This is a genomic window from Erwinia sp. AC075 (assembly GCF_979253995.1).
The window spans coordinates 1,658,197-1,684,850 of sequence record NZ_CEEDEU010000001.1; the positions used below are offsets into that span (position 1 = coordinate 1,658,197).

Sequence of the window (26,654 nt, forward strand, 5' to 3'; positions counted from 1 at the left end):
TCCCTCTTCCACCTGACTTACGCCAGAGCTGTTTTCGCTTTCTCAACCAGTGCCGTGAAGGTCACTTTGTCGAAGACTGCGATGTCAGCCAGAATCTTACGGTCGATTTCAATAGAAGCCTTTTTCAGACCATTAATGAAACGGCTGTAAGACATTCCGTTAGTGCGTGCCGCTGCGTTGATACGCGCGATCCACAGCTGACGGAACTGACGCTTCCGCTGACGACGGTCACGGTAAGCATACTGACCAGCTTTGATAACAGCCTGGAAGGCAACGCGGTAAACACGTGAACGTGCACCGTAATAGCCTTTAGCTTGTTTTAAGATTTTTTTGTGACGTGCGCGAGCAACTACACCACGTTTTACACGAGCCATTTAGCTCTCCTGTTTAATATTCTGTTAAAAAAAAATAGACTTATGCGTACGGCAGGCAGGCAATAACCAGACCCAGATCGCCTTTAGAAACCATGCCTTTCGGGCGCAGGTGACGTTTACGCTTAGTAGATTTTTTAGTCAGAATATGACGCAGGTTAGCGTGTTTACGCTTGAAGCCACCAGAGGCGGTCTTCTTGAAGCGCTTGGCCGCGCCACGTACAGTTTTAATCTTTGGCATTTAAAAACATCCACTTCGCATTGTTAATAAAATGAATCAGACAGGCGAATAAAAGTCCGGGCCGAAGCCCGGACTTCGATTACTTTATGGCCTACTGCTTCTTCTTCGGAGCCAGCACCATGATCATCTGACGACCCTCGATCTTCGAAGGGAAGGATTCGACGATAGCCAAATCGATGTCTTCACACAGATCTTTACGGACGCGGTTAAGCACTTCCATGCCGATCTGCTGGTGCGCCATCTCACGTCCACGGAATCGCAGCGTGATTTTGGCTTTGTCGCCCTCTTCGAGAAAGCGAATCAGGTTGCGTAGTTTTACCTGATAGTCGCCATCATCGGTACCAGGACGGAATTTGATTTCCTTAACCTGGATAACTTTTTGCTTCTTCTTCTGTTCTTTAGAAGATTTGCTTTTTTCGTAAAGGAATTTGCCGTAATCCATGATACGGCAAACGGGCGGCTCGGCGTTAGGGCTGATTTCAACTAAATCAACACCTGCTTCCTCAGCTTTTTCCAAAGCCTCATTCAGACTGACAATACCAATCTGCTCGCCATCGACGCCAGTCAGTCGTACTTCTGTGGCGCGGATTTCTCTGTTAATGCGATTAGGACGCGCCGGTTGAACTCGTTTTCCGCCTTTAATACTTTATTCCTCCAATTGATGAAGATTGCGACTGCGAATTTCGTCTTGCAGCTTCGCGATCACTTCGTTTACGTCCATGCTACCCAGGTCTTTACCACGGCGGGTGCGAACGGCAACTTTGCCAGATTCCACCTCTTTATCACCACAGACCAACATATACGGGACACGTCGTAAAGTATGCTCACGGATTTTAAAGCCAATCTTCTCGTTTCTCAAGTCCGCTTTTGCACGAATGCCCGCATTCTGCAGTTTTCGGGTCAATTCTGCAACATATTCGGACTGGCCATCGGTGATATTCATCACCACAACTTGTACTGGAGCCAACCAGGTCGGGAAGAACCCGGCATACTCTTCGGTCAAAATACCGATAAAGCGCTCCACTGAACCCAGAATTGCACGGTGGATCATCACCGGCACCTGACGCTCATTATTTTCCCCAATATATGAGGCACTCAGACGGCTCGGCAATGAGAAGTCGAGCTGAACGGTACCACACTGCCATGCGCGATCCAGGCAGTCATGCAGGGTAAATTCAATCTTAGGACCGTAGAAAGCGCCCTCTCCCGGCTGATATTCGAACGGAATGTCGTTCTCTTTCAGCGCGGCAGCCAGATCGGCCTCGGCGCGATCCCACTGTTCTTCAGTACCGATGCGTTTTACCGGACGGGTAGACAGCTTCACCACGATTTTTTCAAATCCGAAGGTGCTGTACATGTCATACACCATGCGGATGCAGCTATTTACTTCATTACGCACCTGCTCTTCTGTACAGAAGATATGGGCATCATCCTGAGTAAAGCCACGCACACGCATCAGACCGTGCAACGCGCCTGATGGCTCGTTACGGTGACAGCTACCGAACTCCGCCATACGTAACGGCAGGTCGCGGTATGATTTTAGACCCTGATTGAAAATCTGCACGTGGCCTGGGCAGTTCATTGGCTTGATGCAATATTCACGGTTCTCTGAAGAGGTGGTGAACATCGCTTCTTTGTAGTTTTCCCAATGCCCTGTTTTTTCCCACAGCACGCGGTCCATCATCAATGGGCCTTTCACTTCCTGATAGTCATACTCAGTCAGCTTGCTGCGCACAAAGACTTCCAGCTCGCGGAAGATGGTCCAGCCGTCATTGTGCCAGAACACCATGCCCGGCGCTTCTTCCTGCATGTGATACAGGTCAAGCTGCTTACCGATTTTACGGTGATCGCGCTTGGCCGCTTCTTCCAGACGCAGTAAATAGGCAGCCAGCTGCTTTTTATCTGCCCAGGCAGTGCCGTAAATGCGCTGCAACATTTTATTGTTGCTGTCGCCACGCCAGTAAGCACCAGAAATTTTCTGCAGCTTAAAGTGGTGGCAGAAACGCATATTCGGCACGTGCGGACCACGGCACATATCGACATATTCTTCATGATGATACAGACCAGGCTGGTCATCATGGCTGATGTTTTCATCAAGAATGGTGATTTTGTACGTTTCGCCACGTGCAGCAAACGCATCACGCGCTTCCTGCCAGCTCACTTTCTTCTTGATGACATCGTAATTGGTTTCAGCCAGCTGGTGCATACGCTTTTCCAGCTGCTCAATGTCTTCCTGGGTCAGGGTACGGTCGATATCAACATCGTAATAGAAGCCGTTGTCGATTACTGGACCAATAGCCATCTTGGTGTCAGGCCACAGCTGTTTGATAGCGTGTCCCAGCAGGTGAGCACAAGAGTGACGAATGATCTCAAGACCGGCTTCATCTTTTGCGGTAATGATAGCGACATTGGCATCCTCGGTGATCGGATCAACCGCATCCACCAGTTCACCATTCACGCGGCCAGCAATACAGGCTTTCGCGAGGCCAGGACCGATGTCCTGAGCAATGTCCATCACGCTGACGGCGTGATCAAAAGAACGCTGACTTCCATCAGGAAGAGTAATAACGGGCATTTTACATCCTTAATTGCAGTGGTAACCCATACGCAAGGCTACATACAAAAGTAGTATTTAATTTGTACATCAAGGACTTTGCACTTGAAACCCACTCACATTTGTCGGTTTGGTACAGAGTCTGGTACACATATTCAAAAGTGTCTGTTTAACAAAAACTTCTGAGGGACGAACATCTTACACGCTATGCATCCTACGTCAAAGTATGAACACCGTGAGTTCTTGTCGGATAAGTAAAAGATGGGGACGAAAAGAAGAATGACAACAGGTAAGTGGAGGAAGAGCTTGAAGGTTTAAAGATTCGGGCCGATGGACTCGGCCCGGAACGCATTACATCGCGTAGGACAACATGATGGTGGTCTTGGTGTCGGTTTTGTCTGGAGCAGAATCAGGTGGGTTCTGGTTCCAGGTCACGTTGTAGGCTAGCTTCAACGAGAAGGACTGGTTGATAGCAACCTGCAGACCGGTTTCGGAGTTGACTGTCGTATCGTCACTACCCAACACGGACACACCCTGAATGAACTTGGTGGTATCGGTCAGCTGCCACTGGTAGCTCAACGCACCGTATGCCAGCGCGGTGGTATCGTGGCCACCGTCATGATAATCGTCATAACGCACGCCCGGACCGGCTTCCACACGCAGCGAGTGCACCGGGCCGTTCAGCAGCTGACGACCATAACCTGCCGCCAGGAATGAACGACCGTCGTAACCGTTGAAACGGTCGCTGAGCCAGCTGGCCTGACCGAACAGGTAGTCATAGCTGTTCATGTTGTAACGTGTACGGCCACCAACCTGGTACGTTTCTGAAGAACGCTCGTCGTTAGACGATGTATTGCTGGCGTTGCCCCACAGGCTGTAAGCGGTATTTGGCTGATACCAGGTCATGTTGGTATTGGCGGTCAGCGAGGAGCTGGTGGTGTTACCGGTTTGTGCCAGGTAACCCGCCGACGCACTCCCATCAAAATCCTTCTTTGCCGTGGAAGGGTCATCCATGACCGTAAAGACGTTGTTGTCTGCCAGAGCTTGATGGCAAATAGCTCCCCCGGAGAGCAAAAGAACTACAGACAGCTTGTTAAGCGCTTTCATTAAGTGTGACCCATACGACAGTTTAAAAAAGAGTGAGTCTGAAGGGTTTTGCAGGACGATCAATGCCTTTTACTGTAAGAAACGTAACATTTTATGAAATCGCTCTTTTTACCTGGCACATTGGCAAATTCAGACTCTGAATGAGAGGATTCTCATTAACGCGGCGAAGTATAATGGTTATTTAGGCATTATCCAGCATTGAGTAAATGAAATTTTTCTTTGAAGGGGGCTTGAAAGATGTCATTTGGTGTCAAAACATCTCTCAATGTTAATACCGGCGTAGGGGTTTGTCCGCGCTAAAAGTAAATCAATAAAAAAGGACGACCGTTACGGATCGCCCTTTTCTCATCAGACCTACCTCAGGTATTCCTGAAAATCAGTTTGCCGGTGCCTGAGCACCCAACACACCCTTCCCTAACGGCACTTTGGTGAAGCGAGTGACAATTTCTTTCCAGGTGTTAGCCGGGTCAAGTTCCGTAAACTGCTGCGGATAGATGAACTTCGCCAGGTACTCAAGTCCGACAATATTGTACGGATGGTTGTAGAAGTTGTGATACAGCCCGTAGAAGCGATGGTTGCTGATGGCGGATACCTCAGAGAAGCCGGGACGCTGCTTCATCTTATCGAAAGCCTGATCGACCTGCGCCTGCGTCACGTTGTAGCCGAATGGCACGGCCGCATTGTTTTTACTGGCCCACTGCGATCCAGAAACGATATAGACATCGGGTTTCATGGCGATCACTTTTTCCAGCGAAATATCGCCAGTGGCGCCCGGCAGCAGCCCGGAACCGATATTTTTGGCACCAACCGCCTCCACCATCGCACCCCAGCCCACATGGGCATGAGTAAAGCAGCAGGACTCAAGGCCACCCAAACCGGCTTTGGCTTCGATAAACACCTGCGGTTGCGGCTTAACGTCGCGGGTCTTATTAATGATGGCCTGATAATGCTGCTGATAAAAATCGGTATAGGCCTTCGCTTCGGACTCACGGTTCAGCGCCACGCCCAGTGACGTGATGCTTTTCGGGGTGTCGACAACCGGCTGCTCAAAGGTGTCAATAAACAGCACCGGGATGCCGAGCTGTTTCATTTTATCCAGCACGCCGCCCTGGCTCAGCGAAGGTTTAGAGCGCAGCTGGGCAATCATCAGGTCAGGATGTTCGGCGACCACACTTTCCAGATTCACCTCACCTTTGTCGCTGAAGCCCATATCGATGATCTTTTTGGCTTCCGGCCATTTCTTCTCCATCAACTCCCACGTCGGTGCATCACTTTTCTTCAGCAGGTTGTTCCAGGCAACCAGACGCTGGAAAGGATCGTCACGGTCCAGCAGCGCCAGCGTCAGAATATCGCGGCCATCCTGTAGCACGACCCGTTTCGGCTCCTGCTTCAGCGTAACCTGTTGGCCATCGCTGTCGGTAAGGGTCACCGGATAGGTGGTGGCAACGGCAGAGAAAGTGGCGGTGGAAAGCGCCAGCAATGAGGCAAGCAGGGAGAATTGAGGCTTCAGTAGCACGTCGGGCTCCGGAATGAACGTCAAAAGAAAGGGCCACAATAGTAATGATTATTACTTGCATTGGCAACATTCCCCCGGCCGGGATCCCCTTTCCTGCCGATGGGCTATGCTGAAAATCACGGATTAACAATGAGGTGAATTATGAGTGCTTCTGATATTGCGCAATACGTCGTGACCTTACGTTATCAGGAAGAAGGCCTTTCTGACGTTCTGGAACTTAATAGCGTGCTGACCAACGGCGGTTTCAGTACTTCGCTGACCGATGCGGATGGCACTTCCCATCAGCTGGGTACCAACAGCTTCGGCATTACCAGCCCGCAGGATAAAGAGAAGATCCGCGAACAGGCAGAAAAACTGGCTGAAGTGGCGTTAGGTCAGAAACCTGAGGTCGAGGTTCAGACCTTTGAAGCCTTTTTGCAGAACAATAAAAGCTAAGGTTGTGTAAAAAATGCGCCATGCTTTGCGCAGGCGCTGGTTTTGATTATTCTTTAAGCGCTATTATCCGTTAGTCCTGCAAGACACAGCGAAAAGAGGAAACCGCCATGTGGTCAGCCATTAGTCGTCTGTTGAGTGAGCAGTTAGGCGATGCTGAAATCAGCCAGCGTACGGAGTTACCGGGTGGCGACGTTCACCCGGCATGGCATATTCGTTATGGCGAGTATGATGTCTTTGTGAAGTGCAACAGCCGCGACATGCTGAATCTTTTTGCCTGGGAGGCCGATCAGCTGCAACTGCTGGCGCGCACCAAAACCGTTCGCGTACCGGCCGTCTATGGCGTCGGCAGCGATCGCGAAGTGAGTTTTTTGCTGCTGGAATACATTCCGCTACAACCGCTGGATCGGCACAGCGCCCACCAGCTGGGTCAGCAGCTGGCCCATCTGCATCAGTGGAGCGAGCAGGCGCAGTTCGGTCTCGACTATGACAACAACCTCACCACTTCCCCTCAGCCCAACAGCTGGCTTAAACGCTGGTCCATCTTCTTTGCTGAACAGCGTATTGGCTGGCAACTTCAGTTAGCCGCTGAAAAAGGCATTCAGTACGGCGATATCGAGCTGATTACCCATTGCGCGCAAACCGCATTAGGGAGCCATCATCCTCAACCTTCTCTGCTTCATGGCGATCTCTGGCCTGCCAACTGTGGTGGCAGCAGCACTGGACCCTGGATCTTCGATCCTGCCTGCTATTGGGGCGACCGCGAGTGTGATTTAGCGATGCTGTCGTGGTATGCGGATTTGCCGTCGGAAATCTATCAAGGCTATGAATCCGTCTGGCCGCTGCCGGCAGATTACCTTCAGCGTCAGCCGGTGTATCAGCTCTATTATTTGCTTAACCGGGCGAATGTCTTTGGTGGGCACTGGTTTGGCGAGGCCCAGCAGGCGGTAGGTGCGCTGCTGGATGCCGATGAACTGGGCAAGAAAAATGCCCGCCCGGCCTGAAGTGTGCTTCAGGCCGGTCTGTCAGAAGATAAAGCCGAGCAGCTTAAGGACAAAGTAACCCGCCACCGCAATCACGATGGGTAAGATATACAGCGGGAAAAACTGCAGGAAAATCGTGTGGCGTGGCACGATAATTTTCTCTTCCAACTGCTGGCGGCTGCGCCCTTCTGGCCCTTTCGCATTCTCCAGGATCACCTGATCCTCAATCCCTTCACGCAGATGGCGCGACTGTCGCCACATTCTCGCGCCGGAAGCCTGTAAGGCCAGCCCGACGAAGATCAGCCAGTAGACAATCCAGAAGGTGACGTTGCTGCCGTGATTAAAATCGGGCTGCGGTGAATTATTCCAGAACGCATTAAGGAACCCGGTGTTGAAGCGAATCATATCGATCATCACATGGGAGAAATCCTGCATCACCGCATTAATCCCTTCGCGCTTTTCCCGGCTCTTCTCGAGGAAGGTCATCAGTGAAATCAGCGTTGAAATGAGCGCCGGAATAAAAATAATCCAGCCAGCGACTCGCTTGAGGATCGCGACCCGGCCAGCTTGTTGATAAGTCATGCTTTCTCCTGACTAAGGTTTGAGGTGATAAGTTTACCTTCAGGTAGCGAAATGTGCCTGAAAAAAGTCGCCATGTCGCGTTAAAAGGGGAAGAACCGCCGCAAGCGGGACAATGTTGTCGGTGAAAGCTTCATGCTATGGTGAGGTAAATTTTCAAAAGGAGCCGCAAAATGTCCTATTCCCGCCCCGTCCTTGCCGCCATCTTTGATATGGATGGCCTGCTTATTGATTCTGAACCGCTGTGGGATCAGGCTGAGCTGGACGTGTTTTCCACGCTGAATATCGATTTGACCCGTCGGAATGAGTTGCCCGATACGCTGGGTTTGCGCATCGATCAGACCGTCAGAATGTGGCATGAAGCGCTGCCGTGGAGCGGCCCTTCACAGGAAGAAGTTACCCAGCGGATTATTGCCCGCGCGCTGCATTTAGTCGAAGACAGCCGGCCTCTGCTGCCGGGCGTGGAGCAGGCATTAAAGCTGTGCAAAGCCGAGGGCTTGAAGATCGGCCTGGCGTCCGCTTCACCGCTGCATATGCTGAATCGCGTGCTGGAGATGTTCAATCTGCGCGACTACTTTGACGTGATTGCCTCTGCTGAAGCCCTGCCTTACAGCAAGCCGCACCCACAGGTTTACCTCGATGCCGCCGCCGGATTAGGAGTAGACCCGCTGAATTGCGTCACCTTAGAAGATTCGATTAACGGTATGGTGGCAACCAAAGCCGCCCGCATGCGTTCAATCGTTATCCCGGCGCAAGAACATGCTGATGATGCCCGCTGGTCGCTGGCGAACGTTAAGCTGGCTTCGCTTAACGAACTCACCTCCGCGCACCTGCACGGCAGGTAATCCACACCCGGAGCCGGGTTTCTGCCCGCTCCGGTCTGATTTTTCGCCCGAAATCGCCCGCGCGACATCCTTCCTGCTGTTAACCCCTTCAATAACGTAAAAATAGTCATCTTTAGTTACAGGGTAACGTATAGTTTCTACTGTATATATCCCCTATACTGTATACATCGACAGTTCAGCAGCCAGGTGTTCCCATGACGGCCGAAGGCCATCTCATTTTTGCTATTGCCAGTGCCATCTTTGCCAAACGCGCCGACCTGACGCCGGAACTGGCTAACGGCGACTGGTGGCATATCGTGCCTGCGACACTGCTGACCTGCCTGCTGCCGGATATCGATCACCCCAAATCTACCCTGGGGCAACGCTTCAGATGGATTTCGCAACCTGTCGCGCGCGTGTTTGGACACCGCGGTTTTACCCATAGCCTGCTTGCGGTTCTGGGTGGCGTGGCGCTATTCCATTTGAAGGTCCCAACAGACTGGGTGATCCCCGCCGATGTCTTTCAGGGATTAGTACTGGGATATCTAAGCCATATCGCCGCCGATATGCTGACCCCTGCCGGCGTCCCTTTATTGTGGCCCTGCCGCTGGCGGTTTCGCCTGCCGCTGTTAAGGAGCCAGAAAGGCAATCAGTTAGAGCGCGCGTTATGCCTCGCACTGGTGGGTTACGCCATGTGGTTTCCGCAGGGAATGCCCCCCTTTGGTGCGTCCGGCTGGCCCGCGCAAATGGTTAATTCGGTGCAAAGCGGCATGAACCGGCTGATAAACTCGCAAAACGCCCATTAAACACCCAATTAAACGCAAATCGTTATAAGCCATATTTTTTGGATATATGGCAGCACCAGTTTGAGCTGATACCATTCACGCACGTGTCGTACTTGGTACGCGATAAAAATTATCTGAAGCTTACCGGCGTAGGGAATTACGCCATATTGACTGGAGAATTGGGGATGAACCTTCCATTACTCGCTAACCTGGCCGCGTTTGTTGCCCTGTTAGTGATCCTCGCCAAAACCGGCGGCGCCAACTGGAGCCTGTCGAAAAAAGTCCTGGTGGGACTGGTGCTCGGCGTACTGTTTGGCCTGGGCCTGCACACCATTTATGGGTCTGACAGCCCGGTGCTGAAAGAGTCGATCAGCTGGATTAACATTGTCGGCAACGGCTATGTGCAACTGCTGCAAATGATTGTGATGCCGCTGGTCTTCGCCTCGATCCTGAGCGCGGTTGCCCGTCTGCATAATGCCTCGTCGTTGGGCAAAATCAGCGTACTGACCATTGGCGTGCTGCTGTTTACCACCGCCATCTCCGCGTTGGTAGGGGTGTTTGTGAGCTGGCTGTTTGGTCTGAATGCTACCGGCCTGGTGCAGGGTGTGCAGGAAACCGCGCGTCTGGCTGCGTTGCAAAATAACTATGTGGGCAAGGTGGCTGACCTCTCCACGCCTCAGCTGCTGCTCTCCTTTGTGCCGAAAAACCCGTTTGCTGATTTGACCGGCGCAAGCCCGACCTCAATTATCAGCGTGGTAATCTTTGCCGCCTTCCTCGGTGTTGCTGCTCTGCATCTGCTGCGCGACGACAAACCGAAAGGTGAACGCGTGCTGGCTGCCATTGACGTGCTGCAGGCATGGGTGATGAAGCTGGTGCGTTTGATCATGAAGCTCACCCCATTTGGTGTGCTGGCGCTGATGACCAAAGTGGTTGCCAGCTCCAACGTGAACGACATTATCAAGCTGGGCGGCTTCGTGGTGGCGTCTTATCTCGGTCTGGCGATCATGTTTGCGGTCCACGCGCTGCTGCTGTCGGTGAATGGCGTGAATCCACGCCGCTTCTTCCGCAAAGTCTGGCCGGTGATTACCTTCGCCTTCACCAGCCGTTCCAGCGCCGCCACCATTCCGCTGAGCGTTGAGGCACAAACGCGTCGTCTGGGCATCCCGGAATCCATTGCCAGCTTCTCCGCCTCGTTCGGTGCCACCATTGGCCAGAATGGCTGTGCGGGACTCTACCCAACCATGCTGGCAGTGATGGTTGCACCAACCGTTGGCATCAATCCCTTTGATCCAATGTGGATTGCCACGCTGGTCGGCATCGTTACGCTGAGTTCAGCGGGTGTGGCCGGTGTTGGCGGCGGAGCGACCTTCGCGGCGCTGATTGTCCTGCCAACCATGGGCTTACCGGTGACGCTGGTCGCATTACTGATCTCCATTGAACCGCTGATTGATATGGGCCGCACGGCACTGAACGTCAACGGCTCGATGACCGCCGGTACGCTGACCAGCCAGTGGCTGAAGCAGACCGATAAAACGTTGTTAAATGCCGATGCAGATAACGACGTGGAACTGGCGCACCGTTAATCTCCACACGGGCTGGCACACTGCTGGCCCGTTCTGTTTTATCCCACCAAACATCCTGTCATGATTCCCCCGCCGCATATCCCTGCACTTTCCGGGCGTACCCGCGTCCCTGTTCTATAGTTACTGGAGTCTGAAACGACAATTGCAGGAGTAAGTGAGCATGTCGAAAGAAACCGATAACAAGGAACTGAGTCATAATGCGCCCTCTACCGGCCCCGATTCTGCGCGGCCAGGTATGGATTCACTGGCCCCTGAAGATGGTTCACACAAGCCGCTGGCTGAACCCACCGCGCCAGGCAAACAGCCTACGGCACCCGGCAGCCTGAAAGCACCTGATACCCATAACGCCAAGCTTGATTCGCTGGAGACCTTCCGTAAAGGAGGTGAAAACTTCCCGCTGACTACTAATCAGGGCACCCGCATCGCCGACGATCAAAACTCCCTGCGTGCCGGAACCCGTGGCCCAACGCTGCTGGAAGATTTTATCCTGCGCGAGAAAATCACCCATTTTGACCACGAACGGATCCCCGAGCGCATCGTCCACGCCCGTGGCTCGGCGGCTCACGGCTATTTTCAGCCCTACCGGGATATGAGCGAGATCACCAAAGCGGACTTCCTGCGCGACCCGGAGCGGATCACGCCGGTCTTTGTGCGTTTTTCTACCGTGCAGGGCGGTGCGGGATCGGCCGATACGGTGAGAGATATTCGTGGCTGGGCGACAAAGTTCTATACCGATGAAGGCGTGTTTGATTTAGTCGGCAACAACACGCCGGTCTTCTTTATTCAGGATGCGCATAAATTCCCTGATTTTGTCCATGCGGTTAAACCTGAGCCCCACAATGAAATTCCACAGGGACAAAGTGCCCACGACACCTTCTGGGATTATGTGTCGCTGCAACCTGAAACCCTGCATAACGTGATGTGGGCGATGTCCGATCGCGGCATTCCCCGCAGCTATCGCACCATGGAAGGGTTTGGTATTCACACCTTCCGCTTTATCAATGCCGAAGGGAAATCCACCTTCGTGCGTTTCCACTGGAAGCCCGTTGCCGGGAAGGCATCGCTACTATGGGACGAGGCGCAAAAGCTGACCGGGCGCGATCCGGACTTCCACCGCCGCGACCTGTGGGAAGCGATTGAAGCGGGCGACTACCCGGAATATGAACTTGGCGTGCAGCTGATCGCCGAGGAGGATGAATTCAAATTCGACTTCGATATCCTTGATGCCACCAAGCTGATCCCGGAGGAGCTGGTGCCGGTGGAGCTGATTGGCAAGATGGTGCTCAACCGCAATCCTGATAACTTCTTTGCCGAAACCGAACAGGTGGCCTTCCATCCTGGCCACATTGTTCCCGGCATGGACTTCTCCAACGATCCGCTACTGCAGGGCCGGCTGTTCTCCTATACCGATACGCAAATCAGTCGCCTTGGCGGGCCAAACTTCCATGAGATCCCGATAAACCGCCCGGTTTGCCCTTACCACAACTTCCAGCGTCAGGGCATGCACCGGATGGACATTGATACCAACCCGGCGAACTACGAGCCGAATTCAATCAATGATAACTGGCCGCGTGAAACGCCCCCTTCACCGCATCGCGGCGGCTTCGAGAGCTATCAGGAACGGATTGAAGGCCACAAAATCCGCGAGCGCAGCCCCTCATTTGGTGAGTATTACTCGCAGCCTCGCCTGTTCTGGAACAGCCAGACGCCGGTAGAGCAACAGCATATTGTGGATGCCTTCTCGTTTGAGCTCAGCAAGGTCGCGCGTGAATATATTCGCGAGCGGGTAGTGGATCATCTGGTGCATATCGATATTTCGCTGGCAAACGGTGTGGCCGAGCACCTGGGGATCTCCCTTTCCGACGAGAAGATGCACACCGCGCCGCCGAAGGATGTAAACGGGCTGAAAAAGGACGCCAGCCTGAGTTTGTATGCCGTTCCCAATGGCACCATTAAAGGTCGTCAGGTTGCACTACTCATGAGTGATGGTGTGATTGCGGCGGATACGCTGGCAATCCTGATGGAGCTACAGCAGCACGGGGTTCACGCCAAGCTGATTGCGCCTCATATGGGCCAGGTTCGGGCCGATGATGGCTCAGATTTGCCGATCGATGCCACCTTCAGCGGACTGCCGTCACTGACCTTTGATGCGGTGATCGTGCCGGATGGCAATATTGATGCGCTGCTGCTGAGTGGCGATGCGCGTTACTTCCTGCTGGAAGCCTATAAGCACCTGAAAGTGATCGGCCTGAGTGGCGATGCCCGGCGCTTCAAATCCCAGTTTGGTCTGGCTGACGATCAGCAGGAAGAAGGCATCATTGAAGACAGTAAAGCTGAAGGCGTGTTCATGAGCGAGTTCCTTGCAGCGATGGGTGCGCACCGCATCTGGTCACGCAGTCAAAAAGCGTTGAGCGTGCCGGCTTAACGATCGGGAAGTTGCGGTATTAGCTGAGGTTTTAATCAGCACAACGTCGTGATATGACAGGCTTGATGGAGGAAGCGTTAAGGAAGTGTTAAGCACTGTTAGCAAGCCACAATAGCGGCCCACTTGCTCTTGCGTTTTGACTGGCGCGGCGTAATGTTAGCGTCAGTCAGAACCAGGAGGATCCTTATGAAAAAGGTGATGAGTGCACTGTTAGTTGTAACGTTGTTGTCGCCTGCGCTGGCCTTTGCCCACCCAGGTGGCTGGGGACCGGGCCCAGGTCCTGACTGGCATGGCGATCCAGGACATGGATGGCACGGTGGCCACGGGCCAGACCACCTCTCTTTCCTGCCAGAAGCGGCAGCTGCGGTGTTAATCGGCGGCCTGACCTATTACGCGTTGAACGGTAACTACTATCAGCGGCAGAACGACAATACCTATGTGGTGGTGCAGCCTCCGATTGAGCGCGTCAGCGGCGATATGCGTTCACTGGATTACAACGGCGAACGTTTTTATGTGCAGGATGGCCACTACTACCGTCGCGACATCGACGGTCGTTATCTCGAAGTGCCTCGCCCGCCGGGCCTGTAACTTGCAAAAAAAAACGGTCACCCGAAGGTGACCGTTTTTCATTAAGCGGGTGCGATTACTGAGCCGCTTGCGGATCGGTATCGTACTCTTTACAGCTCTGGAAGCCATAGTTCATCACACGGCCAGTATCACTGTAGCTGACGAAGTAAGTCTGGATTTTGCCATCACGCTCGCCGAGCACATAGCTCTGGCAAGTACCACGGGCATGGACCATGGTGATTTCGGTAGAAGGAGGACCGGCAATATCACGAACCTGCTGGCGGGTCATTCCTTTCTTCACGTCCTGAACAACCGGTTTGGTCACGTAGCTTTCTGCACGGTCATAGGCCGAACAACCAGACAACACGGCCAGAGCCACCGCAGCACCAATAAATCCCGTTACTTTATTCATGTTTTTATTCCTCGTTTATTTTCCATGTGAGGATAAGCCTGGTACATAAACGCTGATTTATCAACTTTATGGCAGCAAATTGCCCAAAACACTTCGCCACCGAACCTCCGCAAGCCTATAATGCCGGCGTTGAGAATGAACGTTCGCTCTCACCCCGCTATCCCGCAGGTTTTCGCTCACCCGCGAACCGCTTACCGGCTTGAGGTCATGATGAGTACCCCAAATGAAGCCCGCGATGCCCGCCATCGTCAACGCCAGGATGAAATTATCGCCGCCGGACGGCGTTGTTTTCGTCGCTCTGGATTTCATGCTGCCAGTATGGCGCAGCTGGCGGCTGAAGCTCGCCTGAGCGTTGGGCAGATTTATCGTTACTTCACCAATAAAGACGCGATTATTGCTGAGATAGTGAAAAGGATCATCGATAACCGCCTGGTCTATATCGAAGAGACCACCACCTCGCTCAATCTGCCGCAGCTACTGGCATGGCGTCATGCGCTGGATGAGGATGATGAAGCCTTGATGCTGGAAGTCGCCGCCGAAGCGACCCGCAACCCGGCGGTAGCCAGCATGATGGTGGAGGCCGATGAGCGGATGTTCTCTCATGCCTGCCAGAATGTGAAAAAAAGCCATCCCGACCTCGACGATGAGCATATCCGCGCCTGCGTGGAAGTGTTTGCCGTACTGGCCGAAGGTACGTCGTATCGCCGACTGACGCCTCAGAAAGCGTCAGCGGAAAGACTCTTCGCCTTATACCAACAATTTATGGACCACCTTTTTAAGACAGAGGAAAAATGACAACTGCACACCGTAACCGTATTGGCTATGCCATTACGCTTGGACTTCTGGCGGCTCTCGGGCCGCTTTGTATCGATCTTTATCTTCCTGCCCTGCCGTCTCTGGCAAAGGATTTGCAGACGCCAACCGCCACCGCGCAGTTAAGCCTGACCGCCGGCCTGATCGGCCTGGGATTAGGTCAGCTGATCTTTGGCCCGATGAGCGACAAGTTTGGCCGCATCAAGCCGCTGCTAATCTCGCTGGTGCTGCTGCTGATTGCGTCAGTAGGCTGCGCGCTGGCACAGAATATCAACCAGCTGTTGCTGGCGCGTCTGTGTGAAGGGCTGTTCGGTGCCGGTGGCGCAGTGCTGTCGCGCGCCATTGCCCGTGATATGTACAGCGGTCATGAGCTGACGCGCTTCTTTGCCCTGCTGATGCTGGTGAACGGCCTGGCGCCGATTGCCGCGCCGGTGATGGGCGGCGCGTTGATGGCCGTACTGGACTGGCGCGGGCTGTTTATGGTGATTGCCGCCATTGCCGCGCTGCTGTTTGTACTGGCAAAAGTGAAGCTGACCGAAACCTTGATCCCCGAAAGGCGCAGCCAGGGCAGCATTTTTTCGGCCTGGGCCGCGCTGGGCTCGGTGATTAAACACCGTCCCTTTATGGGCTTCTGCCTGACGCAGGGCTTTATGATGTCCGGCATGTTTGCCTATATCGGCGCCTCGCCTTTTGTCCTGCAGCAGCTGTACGGACTATCGCCTCAGGCCTTCAGTTTCTGCTTTGCGGCCAACGGCGTTGGTCTGATCCTTGCATCACAAATCAGTGCCCGCCTGAGTCCGCTGTTTGGCGAATATCGCGTGGTTAAAGGTGCCTTAACGCTGGCTTTCGTCTCCTCCGGCACCCTGCTGATTACCGGGCTGACCGGCGCGGCGTTACCGATGGTGCTGGTAGCCCTGTTCTTCAGCGTGGCCAGTAATGGCGCGGTGGGTGTGGCGGCAGCATCACTGGCGATGCAAAGTCAGGGACATCGCGCCGGCAGTGCTTCAGCGGTGATGGGCGTCACCATGTTTACCCTTGGCGGCATCGCTGTGCCGGTCACCGGCATCGGCGGCACCTCGGTGCTGACCATGACGGCGACCATTTTTGGCTGCTATATGCTGGCAATCACACTGTTTTTACTGCTGGCCCAAAAACCGAAAACGTCTGATTAATCAGTAAAAGGTGGCGAAACAACAGCATTGATTCTTGTTGTTTCGCCCCGGGCGCGTTAGTTTTACCGCAGACATTTTTTAACTGCCGCGGATCGCGCGGAACGAATCTGAGGAGAGGTAAATGGCTCTGCAACAGGAAATTATCGAAGCGCTGGGCGTTAAGCCCACCATTGAGGTTAAGCAGGAAATTCGCACCAGCGTCGACTTTCTCAAGTCGTATCTGAAAACCTATCCCTTTATCAAGTCTCTGGTACTGGGCATCAGCGGCGGTCAGGACTCCACCCTGACCGGCAAACTGAGCCAAACGGCGATCGCCGAACTGCGTGAAGAAACCGGCGACAGCGCTTACCAGTTTATTGCCGTGCGTTTGCCTTATGGCGTGCAGGCGGACGAGCAGGATTGCCAGGATGCCATCGACTTTATCAAGCCGGACCGCGTGCTGACGGTCAATATCAAAGAAGCGATTCTGGCCAGCGAGAAAGCCCTGCGCGATGCAGGCGTGACGCTGTCGGACTTTATTCGCGGTAACGAAAAGGCCCGCGAGCGCATGAAGGCGCAGTACAGCATTGCCGGGATGAACGCCGGTGTGGTGGTCGGAACGGACCATGCCGCAGAAGCAGTGACCGGCTTCTTCACCAAATACGGTGATGGCGGCACCGATATCAACCCCATCTTCCGTCTGAACAAAGGCCAGGGCAAACAGCTATTAAAAGAACTGGGCTGCCCGGAACATCTCTACCTGAAACAGCCGACCGCCGATCTGGAAGATGACCGTCCTGGCTTGCAGGATGAAGTCGCGCTGGGTGTCACCTATGAAATGATCGACCAGTATCTGGAAGGCAAAACCATTGACGATGCCGCCGCCAAAATCATTGAAGGCTGGTATCTGAAGACCGAGCACAAGCGTCGCCCACCGATTACCGTGTTCGACGACTTCTGGAAGAAATAACCCTCACTTCGTCACTCCGGGCGGTCATCACCGCCCTTTTTTCATCATAACGGACCCTGATGGCACTGACACCGCAACGCGCAACGCTGACTGGCCTGTGCGCCATAGTTTTATGGAGCACCACCGTAGGGCTAATCCGCAGCATCTCTGAATCGCTTGGCGCCACCGGCGGCGCAGCACTGATTTACAGCGCCAGCGCGCTGTTCCTGTGTCTGGCTCGCGGCTTGCCCCGCTGGCGCAATCTGCCTCCGCGCTATTTATGGTGGGGCGGCGCGCTGTTTGTCAGCTACGAAATCTGCCTGGCGGTGTCGATCGGTCTGGCCCACAACCGCCCGCAGGCGCTGGAGCTGGGGATGATCAATTACCTGTGGCCCAGCCTGACCATTGTCTTTGCTATCCCGTTTAATCAGCAACGCTTTCGCTGGTGGCTGTGGCCGGGCCTTGCGCTGGCGCTGGGCGGCATCGTCTGGGTACTGAAAGGCCACAGCGTCTGGACGCCACAGCTGTTGTGGCACAACGTGATGGACAACCCGCTGGCCTATGGCCTGGCGTTTTTCGCCGCGATTGCCTGGGCGCTGTATAACAACGTTACCCGTCGTTATGCCGAAGGTCAGAGCGGCGTCACCCTGTTCTTCCTGATCACCGCGGTAGCGCTGTGGCTGAAATTCGCCATTGGTGGCCAGCCGGAGCCGATGCATTTCTCCCCCGGCGTGGTGGCTGAAGTGCTGTTTATGGCCGCCTCCACCGCCATCGCTTACTCCGCGTGGAATGCCGGCATTCAGCATGGCAACATGACGCTGCTGGCCACCGCATCGTACTTTACGCCGGTGTTCTCTGCGTTGCTCGCCACGCTGTGGTTACAGCTCACGCCCGCCTTCAGCTTCTGGCAAGGCGTGGCCATGGTAACCTTGGGTTCGCTGATTTGCTGGCGCGCCACGCGATAACTGGCGCTTTTTTATCCGCAGACCTCCTGCTACACTGTACAAGTAAACAGTAACTGGAGCGCAGTGTGCCAAGACGTGCAGCAAGTCATCGCCTGGAATTTGAACCCGCGGCGATCTACCAATATCCCGACCATCTCCGACCGTATCTTGAAGGCTTACCTTCTCTGCCCGGCGTGTATGTTTTTCACGGCGAGAGTGAAACTATGCCGCTGTATATTGGCAAGAGCGTCAATTTGCGCAGCCGGGTGATGTCCCATTTCCGCACCGCTGATGAAGCAAAAATGCTGCGTCAGGCAAAGCGTGTCACCTTTATCCCGACGGCCGGAGAGCTGGGCGCCCTGCTGCTGGAAGCGCAGATGATTAAGGTGCAGCAGCCGTTGTTTAATAAGCGACTGCGTAAAAACCGTCAGCTCTGCTCACTGCATATGGCCGGAGAAAAACCCACCGTGGTGTATGCCAAAGAGCTCGACTTTTCCCATACGCCGGATCTGTTTGGCCTGTATGCCAGCCGCCATGCCGCATTGGAAAAATTGCAGAAAATTGCCGATGAACAGCGCTTGTGTCTGGGGGTTTTAGGACTGGAGAAGCTGAGCAAAGGGCGCGCCTGCTTCCGCGCCAGCCTGGGTCGCTGTGCCGGTGCATGCTGTGGGAAAGAGAGTCTGGACGATCATCAGCAGCGGCTGATTGCGGCGCTGGAGAGAGTACGGGTGCAGTGCTGGCCGTGGCAAGGCGCGGTCGGCGTTGTTGAGCAGGGAATCAACCACCAGCAGATCCACATCATCAATAACTGGTTCTATCTCGGCTCGGTAGAAGATCTGGCGCAGGCCAGCGAACTCACCACCACGCCGCAAGGCTTCGACAGTGACGGCTACAAAATCCTCTGTAAGCCGATTCTCAGCGGAAAGTTCCCGATCCTTCCCCTGCCTTAAGCCGCACAAACGAAACCGCCGACGCTGTTCACGGCACCTGGCCCTCATGAACAACGTCGGCGGTCTCAATTCAGTTGAGGATTAGCAAGGCTTAGCCTTCTGCGTCCGGTGGAAGCATTTTACCTTCATGCTTCGGCTTTTCTGTCAGACGTTTCTCAAAGTTCTGGTTGAACTGCTTCTTCTGCTCTGGCGTCAGCACGTTATACAGCTTGTTCTGCGTTTCCATCATCTTCAGGGCACGATCCTTACCCTCTTCAGACATTTTCGTTGCCTGCGCTTCGGCTTTCGCCTGGTCGAAGCTGTCGGAGGCAATAATGCTGTGCATGGTGCGACGCTCATCCAGAGAAGGACGCTTCATGTCTTTGTGGGCATCTTTCATGATGCTGCGCATTTGTGTTTTCTGCGCGTCGGTCAGGTTAAGACCTTTAAACATTTCGTGGTGCATGCCGCCATGACGTGGTGGCTGATGCATGGTTTTATCGGCTCCGGCTGGAGGAGGCGTCATGTTATCAGCCGCAGCGTGAACGATATTCGCAGCACCCAGGGCCAGTGTCATTGCAACAACAAGAGAAGTTAATTTACGCATCGTTTTTATCCTTACTTTTCAGTTCTGTTACGACAACAATGTCGCGATGTCGGAACTCAGTTTAGGGCACTGAACGTCAAGTACTCAGAGCCTGGGTAAAGCCCTGAAAGCATAAAAGACAAAATGACGGCAATCATGGAGAGAATGCGAAGATTATCGTGAGGAATTGCTAACAGATATGAATTTTAAGGGATTAATGCAGGAATTATGGAGAAGTGTAATACGTTCGACAGGATCCGGAAAGGGAAAAGTAAGGGCGAAAATCCCTGGGCGACCAGATTAACGATCGCCCTGAATCAGGCCAGCGGCCAACGACTACTCGGTCGAACCTAAGGCTTCATTGTGGGCGTTATCTTCCACCAGCATCAACCCGGCCCGCTGCCCCAGCGCCACATTGGGATTGGGGAAAATCACGTACTCGCGCGCCTGCTGCACATAGAAACGTTCTTCGCCATCTTCAGCCAGTAAACTTCCCTGCGGAAAGGCGGTGAAGTTCAGCGTGTCATCGCTCATATGTAGCTTAAAGGCTTCGGTGTGACGGGTAATCTGCTGTGACACGCGATAACGCTGTGGCTGGGCAGTCACTTCAGGCAAGGCGTCACCGAACAGCACCGCGGCCAGCGCCTGTTTGGCGGCACTGAACTGGGTTAAGTCATTGCTGCCGAAAGGCAGCGCTTTGCCCAGCTCCAGCGTACAGCTGGCGGCGCTAAAGTGTTTACCGCTGTAATGGGTAAAGGTGCCGCCGGCGGAACGGTGAAACACCAGCGCTTCCAGACCTGCCGCACCCAGCCAGTGAAGGAAATCTTCCGGCCACGGAGTGGTCCGCAGCGGCATCACGCCGAATCGCGTGTGGTAAGAACCACGGATCGCCGTGTGCAGATCCAGGTGCCAGCGAACTTCATCACTGCTGCCAGCCTGCCAGAAGGTTTCCATCGCCTGCTCAAGCCGCCATGCACGGCGCGCTTCGGGGCAGTCTTCATACTGCTGCCAGCGGCCACCAAACATCCGGTTGATGTCGCAGCGCTGATAACGTTTATTGTTGCGTAACGCCGCCGGGTTGCCGTAAATCACCAGCAAACGAGGCAGCAAAGGCTTCTCGCCGCGCAGCAGCTGGCAAATCAGTTCATTGAGAATTTCAACCGGGGCGGTTTCATTACCATGAATACCCGCTGAGACCACAAACGCCTGCGACGTTGTGTTAATCGGGGTCAGCTCAAGGATCCCTTCATCAAGCCACTGCCAGCTCAACTGGTCATTGCGACCGGCGATCTGTTCGGGTAGCTCTCCGCTCAGGGTTTGTTTCAGGAAGTCCTGCATACGTTCTCCTTGTTGTGAGTTTCTGCTCCTTCAATAAGGCAAGGCGCATCACAGAGTACCATGATGCGCTTCGCGTCATCCGTGATTACTGCTGAAAGTTATAGACATTCCCTAAGTTTAGCAGCTTCGTCAGTTCGTCCAGTGCTTGCCGCCCTTCAATCAGCAATTGTGGGTCTGCCAGGTCATGCTGAGACAGCCTGTCGCGATAATGCCGCTCGACCCAACCATTCAGCGTGGCAAACAGCGAATCGTTCATCATCACCGACGGATTGACCGCCGCCAGCTGGCTGTCGTTGAGCACCACCCGCAGGCGCAAACAGGCCGGACCGCCGCCGTTGCACATACTTTCACGCAGGTCGAACACCTTCAGCTCGTCAATGGCGCCGCCGCTCTCCACCAGATCGCACAGATAACGCCAGACGCCCGGATGCTGACGCGCCTCTTCTGGCAGCACCAGCAGCATTTTGCCGTTCGGCTTGCTCAGTAACTGGCTGTTGAACAGGTAGGTGGCGACCGCATCTGCCACGCTGACCTGATTATCCGGCACCACAATTGGCGTAAAACCGGGCATTTTTTCCGCCAGCGAAGCCAGTAACGCCGGCTGGTCCTGAAACGCCAGCTGATGGCAAAACAGCACCTGCTGATTGCTGACCGCGATGACGTCATTATGGAAAACGCCCTGGTCGATCACCGCCGGGTTCTGCTGAGCGAACACCGTGCGTTCGGCATCCAGCTGATGCAGTCGGGCGACGGCCTGGCTGGCTTCAAGCGTCTGACGGGCAGGATAACGCGCGGGCGCGATGCCGCTTTTGCCCTCTTCCCGACCATAAACAAACAGCTGCACCCCGGGATCATTATGGGAAGCGCTAAAGCGGTTGTGGTTAGCCGCGCCCTCATCGCCAAACATGCCGACCTGCGGCAGCGCATCGTGCACGCTGAAATGCTGCGGATCGCGGAAAATCGCGCGCAACAACGCGCCGGTTGTCGGCGCTTCCATCGCGCGGTGGAATTTATTGTTCAGGTTGGCCACCGTCAGATGCACCCGTCCGTCGGCACTGTCCGTCGAAGGCGACACGGTGGCCGCGTTGGCCACCCACATGGCGGAGGCCGAGCTGGCGGCAGACAGCAACTGCGGCGCCTGCTTGGCCGCTTTGGCCACCACTTCCGCATCGGTGCCACTGAAACCAATCTGGCGCAGTGCGGCGACGTTCGGCCGTTCATGCGGCGGGATTACCCCCTGCACAAAGCCCATATCGGCCAGCGCTTTCATCTTCATTAAGCCCTGCAACGCGGCCAGCTTCGGGTTAGACACCTGATGCTGATGGCGGGTTGAGGCCTCATTACCAAACGACAGGCCGGCGTAATGGTGCGTCAGGCCCGGCAGGCCATCAAAGTTTGCTTCACGTGCACTCATTGCGTGCCTCCCGCCGGACCGAAGTCCAGACCAGGTGACAACGTCACGGGCAGCGACAGGTCAGCAGACTCCAGCGAGGCCATTGGCCATGCGCAGTAGTCGGCAGCATAGAAAGCGCTGGCGCGATGATTACCGGACGCGCCGATGCCACCGAACGGCGCGCTGCTGGCGGCACCGGTCAGCGGTTTATTCCAGTTGACGATACCGGCGCGGCACTCAATCAGCAGGCGATCGAACAGCTCACGCTTCGGCGAAATCAGCCCGCAGGAAAGGCCATAACGGGTGTTATTGGCCAGGCGGATGGCCTGATCGAAATCGTCGTAGCGGATCACCGTCAGCAGCGGCCCAAACACCTCTTCATCCGGCACGTTGTTAAGCGTGGTGATATCAATAATCCCCGGCGTCAGGATCGCGCTGTCGCGGGCGGGCCAGGTCATTGGCAGCAGCACCTTGCCACCGGCTTCCACGCGGGCCTGCCACTCGCTGAAGATACGCTCCGCCGCCTGCAGCGAAATCACGCTGCCCATAAAGGGTTGCGGCTGCTCGTCCCAACCGCCGGGCTTGATCCGCGCGGCCACTTCCGTCAGGCGGGCCAGGAAAGCATCCCCTGCCGCGCCACGTTTCACCAGCATCCGACGCGCGCAGGTGCAGCGCTGACCGGCGGTGATAAAGGCCGACTGGATCGCCAGGTTTACCGCGGCATCGATATCATCCGGGTCTTCAACGATCAGCGCATTGTTACCGCCCATCTCCAGCGCCAGCATTTTGTCCGGACGTCCGGCAAACTGGCTGTGCAGCTGATAACCGGTCGCCGCGCTGCCGGTAAACAGCACGCCATCCACCTGAGGTTCTTTCGACAGGCTTTGGCCGGTTTCGCGTCCGCCCTGCACCATATTCAGCACGCCATCCGGCAGGCCCGCGCTCTGCCACAGCTTGACGACTTTCTCGGCAATCATCGGCGTCAGTTCGCTGGGCTTGAAGACCACGGTGTTCCCGGCCAGCAGCGCCGGAACGATATGCCCATTCGGCAGATGACCGGGGAAATTATACGGCCCGAACACCGCCATCACGCCATGCGGGCGGTGACGCAGTGAACTTTCTGCCTCTACCGTCGTGCCGGTGCGGGTGTGATAGGCCTTTACCGAAATCGCGATTTTGTTGATCATCGCCTGAATCTCGGTGGCGGACTCCCAGCGCGGTTTGCCGGTTTCACGGGCGATGGTAACGGTCAGCTCGTCTTTATTTTTTTCCAGCAGCGCGGCAAATTTTTCCACTATCGCCTGACGCTCAGCAAAGGGACGACGCGCCCACGCCGGGAACGCCGTGCGGGCTGCACCAACTGCCGCCGACACCTGGCCGACGCTGGCCGCTTTGCCCTGCCACAGCAGCTCACCGCTGACCGGATCCAACTTGCTAAAATTCTCGCCCGCGCCCGTCAACCATTGACCTTCAATACAGTGCGTCATGCTTTACTCTCCGCATTCAGTGTTACCACGCGCAGGCTGTCGCCCGGCCCGCAGCGTAAAATTTCAGCCTGTTCAGCGCTGAGCATCATGCTGTCGCCATGCGGATCGACGTTCAGCAGGATCGCGCGGAAATCGGCGTAACTGTCGTTAGCCACCAGGCATAACGGCAGGCTGTTATCCGCCTGCTCACCCAGGCTGACCTTCAGCAGTCGGCTTTTACGGATTGCCCTCACGCGATCGATATCGCATTCCAGCGTTGGACCGCCGTCAAAAATGTCGATGTAGTTCATATAGCGGAATCCCTCCGCTTCCAGCACCGCACGGGCCGGTGCGGTTTGCGGATGGGTCTGACCAATCACGCCCTTGGCTTCTTCCGACAGGTAATCGAGATACAGCGGATGTTTCGGCATCAGCTCGGCAATAAACGATTTTTGTCCGGTGCCGCACAGGTAGTCCGCTTCGCTGAAGGACATCGAGAAGAAACGGCTGCCGACACTTTCCCAGAACGGCGAGTGGCCGGCTTCGTCGATCACCCCACGCATTTCCGCCACCACCTTCTGCATAAAGCGATCGCGGAAGGCGGCCATAAACAGGAAGCGGGATTTCGACAGCAGATAACCATTCTTGCCGTTGCGGTAGTCCGGATCGAGGAACAGCGTGCACAGCTCGCTGCTGCCGGTATGGTCATTGCTGAGTGACAGCGTCGGCATCATGTTGTAAACATTGAGTTCTTTTGAGGCATGGACCTGGCTTCCCACGCGGAAGTTATACCAGGGATCCTGCAGTCCTACCGCCACCTCAATCGCACATATCCCGACCGCTTTGCCCGATTCACTGTCCTCCAGCACAAACACATAGCCCTGCTCAGCCTGCGGCAATTCGTTCTGCCAGGTCTGAATAGAACGATCGATACGCGCCGACAGCGTGACGCTGTCAGCAGGCAATGAGGTCAATCCCCCACCCGTTTTGCTGGCAAGGGCCATCAGCTGAGCGAGATCGTCACGTTCAACAGGACGGATGACCATCATTTTGCGGCTCCTTCGATCACGGCGCGGCAGGCAATTTCAAAACGGGCCAGCCCTTCTTTCACTTCGGCTTGCGAAATGATCAGCGACGGTGCAAAGCGAATGACGTTAGCGCCGGCAATCAGCACCATTAAGCCTTCAACCGCCGCCGCCTGGTTAAACTGCTTCGCCTGGCCGTTGTAATCCTGGTTCAGCACGCAACCAATCAGCAGACCCAAACCGCGGATCTCGCTGAACAGATGCAGACGTTGGTTAATCTCATTCAGGCCGTCAACGAACCACTGGTGACGCAGTGCGACGCCAGCCATCACTTCGGGCGTATTGATCAACTCCATCACTTTGCCGCCCACCGCGCCCGCCAGCGGGTTACCGCCGTAGGTGGTGCCGTGGGTGCCGACGCCCATTGCCGACGCCAGCGTTTCGGTGGTCAGCATCGCGCCCATCGGGAAACCGCCACCTAACGCTTTGGCGGTGGTCAGCACGTCAGGCGTGACGCCGTAGTGCATGTAGGCGTAAAGGGAACCGGTACGCCCCACGCCACTTTGCACCTCATCAAAAATCAGCACAGCCTGATGTTGGTCACACAGCTCACGCAGGCCACGCAGGAAAGCGGGTTCAGCAGGCACAACGCCGCCTTCGCCCTGGATGGGCTCGACGATCACCGCACAGGTCTGGTCGGTAATCAGCGCGGCGGCCGAGGCCAGATCGTTATAAACGGCATGGTCGATTCCGCCCGGAAGCGGCGCGAAGTCTTTGGAATAGGCAGGCTGGCCACCGGCAGTCACGGTGAATAAGGTGCGGCCATGGAAGGCATTCTTGAACGCCACGATGCCGCTTTTCTTCTCACCCACCTTGTCGTGGGCCACTTTACGCGCCAGCTTCAGGGCGGCTTCATTCGCTTCGGCCCCGGAGTTACAGAAAAATACCCGGTCGGCAAAGGTGGCATCAATCAACTGTTTCGCCAGGCGCAAAATCGGCTCGTTAGTGTAGCCATTGCCGGTATGCCAGAGTTTTGCCGCCTGCTGTTGCAGCGCCTTCTGCAGATCCGGATGGGCATGGCCCAGCGCATTCACCGCGATACCGCCGGCAAAGTCGATATACGACTTGCCCTGCTGATCCCAAAGTGTGGATCCCTCGGCACGCACCGGGACAAAGCTGGCGGGTGCATAGGTTGGCACAATCCACTGATCAAAATTCTCGCGAGATACTGACGGGTTCATAACGGCCTCTGTTTACTGCGCACTGGCAGGTAACTTAAAAGTTTAAATAATGTTAACGAAATGATTCATTGCGGCTCTACTGTAGATTGCACGCAGCGTGCCAGCCAGCGATAAAAATGCATAAACCGATCGTATCCACCAAATATCAAGGAGTTACGAAAATCACTTATGCACAGTTAATGCATATAAAGTGAATAACATTCTGATTGGGGTGGGTTTGCCGAATAAAAAAGAGAAGAATTATGCAACGAGAAAATAAAATATCGCTTTTGTGATCGAAGCCGGGATTAGGGTTTAAAAAGAGGCATTTAGCGCACCATAATCGCGCTTTACGCACCCCTTTGAGGCAATGCCGGGCGCAACTGTTGCAACAGATTTCATATTAATGTGAGGCAACACGGTTAAAAATTGCTGTCTGTCCCCACCTCTTACGGCGGCAG

The 26,654-nt window shown here is 54.9% G+C and carries 26 protein-coding genes; 12 read left to right on the forward strand and 14 right to left on the reverse strand.

The genetic code is table 11. The features are described 5' to 3' along the window. Positions 1–17 precede the first annotated feature (17 nt). From rplT to AC0IXH_RS07790, 6 genes are all read right to left on the reverse strand, one after another. The gene (rplT, locus tag AC0IXH_RS07765; RefSeq protein WP_013201905.1) at positions 18–374 is read right to left on the reverse strand and encodes a 50S ribosomal protein L20; all 357 of its coding nucleotides are present in this window, start codon (positions 372–374) and stop codon (positions 18–20) included. 40 nt (positions 375–414) lie between these two features. After that, positions 415–612 (reverse strand): 50S ribosomal protein L35, encoded by a 198-nt coding sequence (gene rpmI / locus AC0IXH_RS07770; RefSeq protein WP_004157374.1) that lies wholly within the window; start codon positions 610–612, stop codon positions 415–417. Positions 613–703: 91 nt separating this feature from the next. Next, the gene (gene infC / locus AC0IXH_RS07775; protein WP_071822113.1) at positions 704–1,255 is read right to left on the reverse strand and encodes a translation initiation factor IF-3; all 552 of its coding nucleotides are present in this window, start codon (positions 1,253–1,255) and stop codon (positions 704–706) included. Positions 1,256–1,258: 3 nt separating this feature from the next. Next, complete coding sequence (gene thrS, locus AC0IXH_RS07780) at positions 1,259–3,187, reverse strand: threonine--tRNA ligase (protein ID WP_471720285.1); 1,929 nt, start codon at positions 3,185–3,187, stop codon at positions 1,259–1,261. Between the two features lie 330 nt (positions 3,188–3,517). Then, positions 3,518–4,273, reverse strand: a complete 756-nt coding sequence (locus AC0IXH_RS07785; RefSeq protein WP_013201902.1) for a DUF481 domain-containing protein — start codon at positions 4,271–4,273, stop codon at positions 3,518–3,520. A gap of 376 nt (positions 4,274–4,649) precedes the next feature. After that, entirely contained in the window at positions 4,650–5,783 is a 1,134-nt protein-coding gene (locus AC0IXH_RS07790) for an ABC transporter substrate-binding protein (protein WP_041692284.1), read from the reverse strand. 147 nt (positions 5,784–5,930) lie between these two features. Here AC0IXH_RS07790 and ghoS point away from each other — a divergent pair, with 147 nt between their 5' ends. Together ghoS and AC0IXH_RS07800 are read left to right on the forward strand one after the other, a co-directional pair. Next, complete coding sequence (ghoS, locus tag AC0IXH_RS07795) at positions 5,931–6,224, forward strand: type V toxin-antitoxin system endoribonuclease antitoxin GhoS (RefSeq protein WP_134823997.1); 294 nt, start codon at positions 5,931–5,933, stop codon at positions 6,222–6,224. Between the two features lie 107 nt (positions 6,225–6,331). Beyond that, positions 6,332–7,225: a fructosamine kinase family protein gene (locus tag AC0IXH_RS07800; RefSeq protein ID WP_471720286.1), complete on the forward strand. Its 894-nt coding sequence runs from the start codon at positions 6,332–6,334 to the stop codon at positions 7,223–7,225. A gap of 21 nt (positions 7,226–7,246) precedes the next feature. On the opposite strand, the gene AC0IXH_RS07805 is transcribed toward AC0IXH_RS07800, so the two are convergent. Beyond that, on the reverse strand, positions 7,247–7,786 hold the full coding sequence (locus tag AC0IXH_RS07805) for a YniB family protein (RefSeq protein WP_053143495.1): 540 nt from the start codon (positions 7,784–7,786) through the stop codon (positions 7,247–7,249). 170 nt (positions 7,787–7,956) lie between these two features. Here AC0IXH_RS07805 and hxpB point away from each other — a divergent pair, with 170 nt between their 5' ends. The 5 genes from hxpB to AC0IXH_RS07830 all read left to right on the forward strand — a co-directional run bounded on the left by hxpB (position 7,957) and on the right by AC0IXH_RS07830 (position 13,988). After that, the gene (gene hxpB / locus AC0IXH_RS07810; protein WP_471720287.1) at positions 7,957–8,628 is read left to right on the forward strand and encodes a hexitol phosphatase HxpB; all 672 of its coding nucleotides are present in this window, start codon (positions 7,957–7,959) and stop codon (positions 8,626–8,628) included. 194 nt (positions 8,629–8,822) lie between these two features. After that, entirely contained in the window at positions 8,823–9,413 is a 591-nt protein-coding gene (locus AC0IXH_RS07815) for a metal-dependent hydrolase (protein WP_134823994.1), read from the forward strand. Positions 9,414–9,577: 164 nt separating this feature from the next. Beyond that, on the forward strand, positions 9,578–10,975 hold the full coding sequence (locus tag AC0IXH_RS07820) for an L-cystine transporter (RefSeq protein WP_471720288.1): 1,398 nt from the start codon (positions 9,578–9,580) through the stop codon (positions 10,973–10,975). Positions 10,976–11,135: 160 nt separating this feature from the next. Beyond that, positions 11,136–13,400: a catalase HPII gene (gene katE / locus AC0IXH_RS07825; RefSeq protein WP_471720289.1), complete on the forward strand. Its 2,265-nt coding sequence runs from the start codon at positions 11,136–11,138 to the stop codon at positions 13,398–13,400. A gap of 186 nt (positions 13,401–13,586) precedes the next feature. After that, positions 13,587–13,988, forward strand: coding sequence for a DUF6515 family protein (locus AC0IXH_RS07830; protein WP_013201893.1), 402 nt, complete (start codon positions 13,587–13,589; stop codon positions 13,986–13,988). Between the two features lie 55 nt (positions 13,989–14,043). On the opposite strand, the gene osmE is transcribed toward AC0IXH_RS07830, so the two are convergent. Continuing rightward, positions 14,044–14,379, reverse strand: coding sequence for an osmotically-inducible lipoprotein OsmE (gene osmE, locus AC0IXH_RS07835; RefSeq protein WP_013201892.1), 336 nt, complete (start codon positions 14,377–14,379; stop codon positions 14,044–14,046). A gap of 210 nt (positions 14,380–14,589) precedes the next feature. On the opposite strand from osmE, the gene AC0IXH_RS07840 reads away from it, so the two are divergent. From AC0IXH_RS07840 to cho, 5 genes are all read left to right on the forward strand, one after another. Then, complete coding sequence (locus AC0IXH_RS07840) at positions 14,590–15,174, forward strand: TetR/AcrR family transcriptional regulator (RefSeq protein WP_041691992.1); 585 nt, start codon at positions 14,590–14,592, stop codon at positions 15,172–15,174. Then, positions 15,171–16,364, forward strand: a complete 1,194-nt coding sequence (locus tag AC0IXH_RS07845; protein WP_206401494.1) for a multidrug effflux MFS transporter — start codon at positions 15,171–15,173, stop codon at positions 16,362–16,364. Before AC0IXH_RS07840 ends, AC0IXH_RS07845 begins: the two co-directional genes overlap by 4 nt. A 121-nt stretch (positions 16,365–16,485) precedes the next feature. Beyond that, positions 16,486–17,313, forward strand: a complete 828-nt coding sequence (gene nadE, locus AC0IXH_RS07850) for an ammonia-dependent NAD(+) synthetase (protein WP_013201889.1) — start codon at positions 16,486–16,488, stop codon at positions 17,311–17,313. A gap of 59 nt (positions 17,314–17,372) precedes the next feature. Further along, positions 17,373–18,257: an aromatic amino acid DMT transporter YddG gene (yddG, locus tag AC0IXH_RS07855; RefSeq protein ID WP_471720290.1), complete on the forward strand. Its 885-nt coding sequence runs from the start codon at positions 17,373–17,375 to the stop codon at positions 18,255–18,257. A gap of 65 nt (positions 18,258–18,322) precedes the next feature. After that, positions 18,323–19,186, forward strand: a complete 864-nt coding sequence (cho, locus tag AC0IXH_RS07860; RefSeq protein WP_053143504.1) for an excinuclease Cho — start codon at positions 18,323–18,325, stop codon at positions 19,184–19,186. A gap of 91 nt (positions 19,187–19,277) precedes the next feature. Here cho and spy read toward each other — a convergent pair whose 3' ends face one another. The 6 genes from spy to AC0IXH_RS07890 form a co-directional block, all read right to left on the reverse strand. Continuing rightward, a complete protein-coding gene (gene spy / locus AC0IXH_RS07865; RefSeq protein ID WP_053143505.1) occupies positions 19,278–19,772 on the reverse strand; it encodes an ATP-independent periplasmic protein-refolding chaperone Spy in 495 nt (164 codons plus the stop codon). 315 nt (positions 19,773–20,087) lie between these two features. Then, the gene (gene astE / locus AC0IXH_RS07870) at positions 20,088–21,089 is read right to left on the reverse strand and encodes a succinylglutamate desuccinylase (RefSeq protein ID WP_346598609.1); all 1,002 of its coding nucleotides are present in this window, start codon (positions 21,087–21,089) and stop codon (positions 20,088–20,090) included. An 85-nt stretch (positions 21,090–21,174) separates the two neighbouring features. Beyond that, on the reverse strand, positions 21,175–22,503 hold the full coding sequence (gene astB, locus AC0IXH_RS07875; RefSeq protein WP_013201884.1) for an N-succinylarginine dihydrolase: 1,329 nt from the start codon (positions 22,501–22,503) through the stop codon (positions 21,175–21,177). After that, on the reverse strand, positions 22,500–23,969 hold the full coding sequence (gene astD, locus AC0IXH_RS07880) for a succinylglutamate-semialdehyde dehydrogenase (RefSeq protein ID WP_346598606.1): 1,470 nt from the start codon (positions 23,967–23,969) through the stop codon (positions 22,500–22,502). The genes astB and astD overlap by 4 nt, the downstream gene beginning before the upstream one ends. Continuing rightward, the gene (astA, locus tag AC0IXH_RS07885) at positions 23,966–24,997 is read right to left on the reverse strand and encodes an arginine N-succinyltransferase (protein ID WP_471720291.1); all 1,032 of its coding nucleotides are present in this window, start codon (positions 24,995–24,997) and stop codon (positions 23,966–23,968) included. The genes astD and astA overlap by 4 nt, the downstream gene beginning before the upstream one ends. Then, a complete protein-coding gene (locus AC0IXH_RS07890) occupies positions 24,994–26,214 on the reverse strand; it encodes an aspartate aminotransferase family protein (RefSeq protein ID WP_105759160.1) in 1,221 nt (406 codons plus the stop codon). The genes astA and AC0IXH_RS07890 overlap by 4 nt, the downstream gene beginning before the upstream one ends. Between the last annotated feature and the right edge of the window lie 440 nt (positions 26,215–26,654).

Coding starts and splice junctions, on each gene's coding strand:
- astB (WP_013201884.1), bottom strand. CDS start 22,503: ATGAGTGCACGTGAAGCAAACTTTGATGGCCTGCCGGGCCTGACGCAC.
- AC0IXH_RS07840 (WP_041691992.1), top strand. CDS start 14,590: ATGAGTACCCCAAATGAAGCCCGCGATGCCCGCCATCGTCAACGCCAG.
- AC0IXH_RS07815 (WP_134823994.1), top strand. CDS start 8,823: ATGACGGCCGAAGGCCATCTCATTTTTGCTATTGCCAGTGCCATCTTT.
- osmE (WP_013201892.1), bottom strand. CDS start 14,379: ATGAATAAAGTAACGGGATTTATTGGTGCTGCGGTGGCTCTGGCCGTG.
- astE (WP_346598609.1), bottom strand. CDS start 21,089: ATGCAGGACTTCCTGAAACAAACCCTGAGCGGAGAGCTACCCGAACAG.
- AC0IXH_RS07800 (WP_471720286.1), top strand. CDS start 6,332: ATGTGGTCAGCCATTAGTCGTCTGTTGAGTGAGCAGTTAGGCGATGCT.
- nadE (WP_013201889.1), top strand. CDS start 16,486: ATGGCTCTGCAACAGGAAATTATCGAAGCGCTGGGCGTTAAGCCCACC.
- AC0IXH_RS07805 (WP_053143495.1), bottom strand. CDS start 7,786: ATGACTTATCAACAAGCTGGCCGGGTCGCGATCCTCAAGCGAGTCGCT.
- hxpB (WP_471720287.1), top strand. CDS start 7,957: ATGTCCTATTCCCGCCCCGTCCTTGCCGCCATCTTTGATATGGATGGC.
- astA (WP_471720291.1), bottom strand. CDS start 24,997: ATGATGGTCATCCGTCCTGTTGAACGTGACGATCTCGCTCAGCTGATG.
- AC0IXH_RS07845 (WP_206401494.1), top strand. CDS start 15,171: ATGACAACTGCACACCGTAACCGTATTGGCTATGCCATTACGCTTGGA.
- AC0IXH_RS07820 (WP_471720288.1), top strand. CDS start 9,578: ATGAACCTTCCATTACTCGCTAACCTGGCCGCGTTTGTTGCCCTGTTA.
- ghoS (WP_134823997.1), top strand. CDS start 5,931: ATGAGTGCTTCTGATATTGCGCAATACGTCGTGACCTTACGTTATCAG.
- rpmI (WP_004157374.1), bottom strand. CDS start 612: ATGCCAAAGATTAAAACTGTACGTGGCGCGGCCAAGCGCTTCAAGAAG.
- AC0IXH_RS07830 (WP_013201893.1), top strand. CDS start 13,587: ATGAAAAAGGTGATGAGTGCACTGTTAGTTGTAACGTTGTTGTCGCCT.
- astD (WP_346598606.1), bottom strand. CDS start 23,969: ATGACGCACTGTATTGAAGGTCAATGGTTGACGGGCGCGGGCGAGAAT.
- AC0IXH_RS07890 (WP_105759160.1), bottom strand. CDS start 26,214: ATGAACCCGTCAGTATCTCGCGAGAATTTTGATCAGTGGATTGTGCCA.
- AC0IXH_RS07785 (WP_013201902.1), bottom strand. CDS start 4,273: ATGAAAGCGCTTAACAAGCTGTCTGTAGTTCTTTTGCTCTCCGGGGGA.
- rplT (WP_013201905.1), bottom strand. CDS start 374: ATGGCTCGTGTAAAACGTGGTGTAGTTGCTCGCGCACGTCACAAAAAA.
- spy (WP_053143505.1), bottom strand. CDS start 19,772: ATGCGTAAATTAACTTCTCTTGTTGTTGCAATGACACTGGCCCTGGGT.
- katE (WP_471720289.1), top strand. CDS start 11,136: ATGTCGAAAGAAACCGATAACAAGGAACTGAGTCATAATGCGCCCTCT.
- yddG (WP_471720290.1), top strand. CDS start 17,373: ATGGCACTGACACCGCAACGCGCAACGCTGACTGGCCTGTGCGCCATA.
- thrS (WP_471720285.1), bottom strand. CDS start 3,187: ATGCCCGTTATTACTCTTCCTGATGGAAGTCAGCGTTCTTTTGATCAC.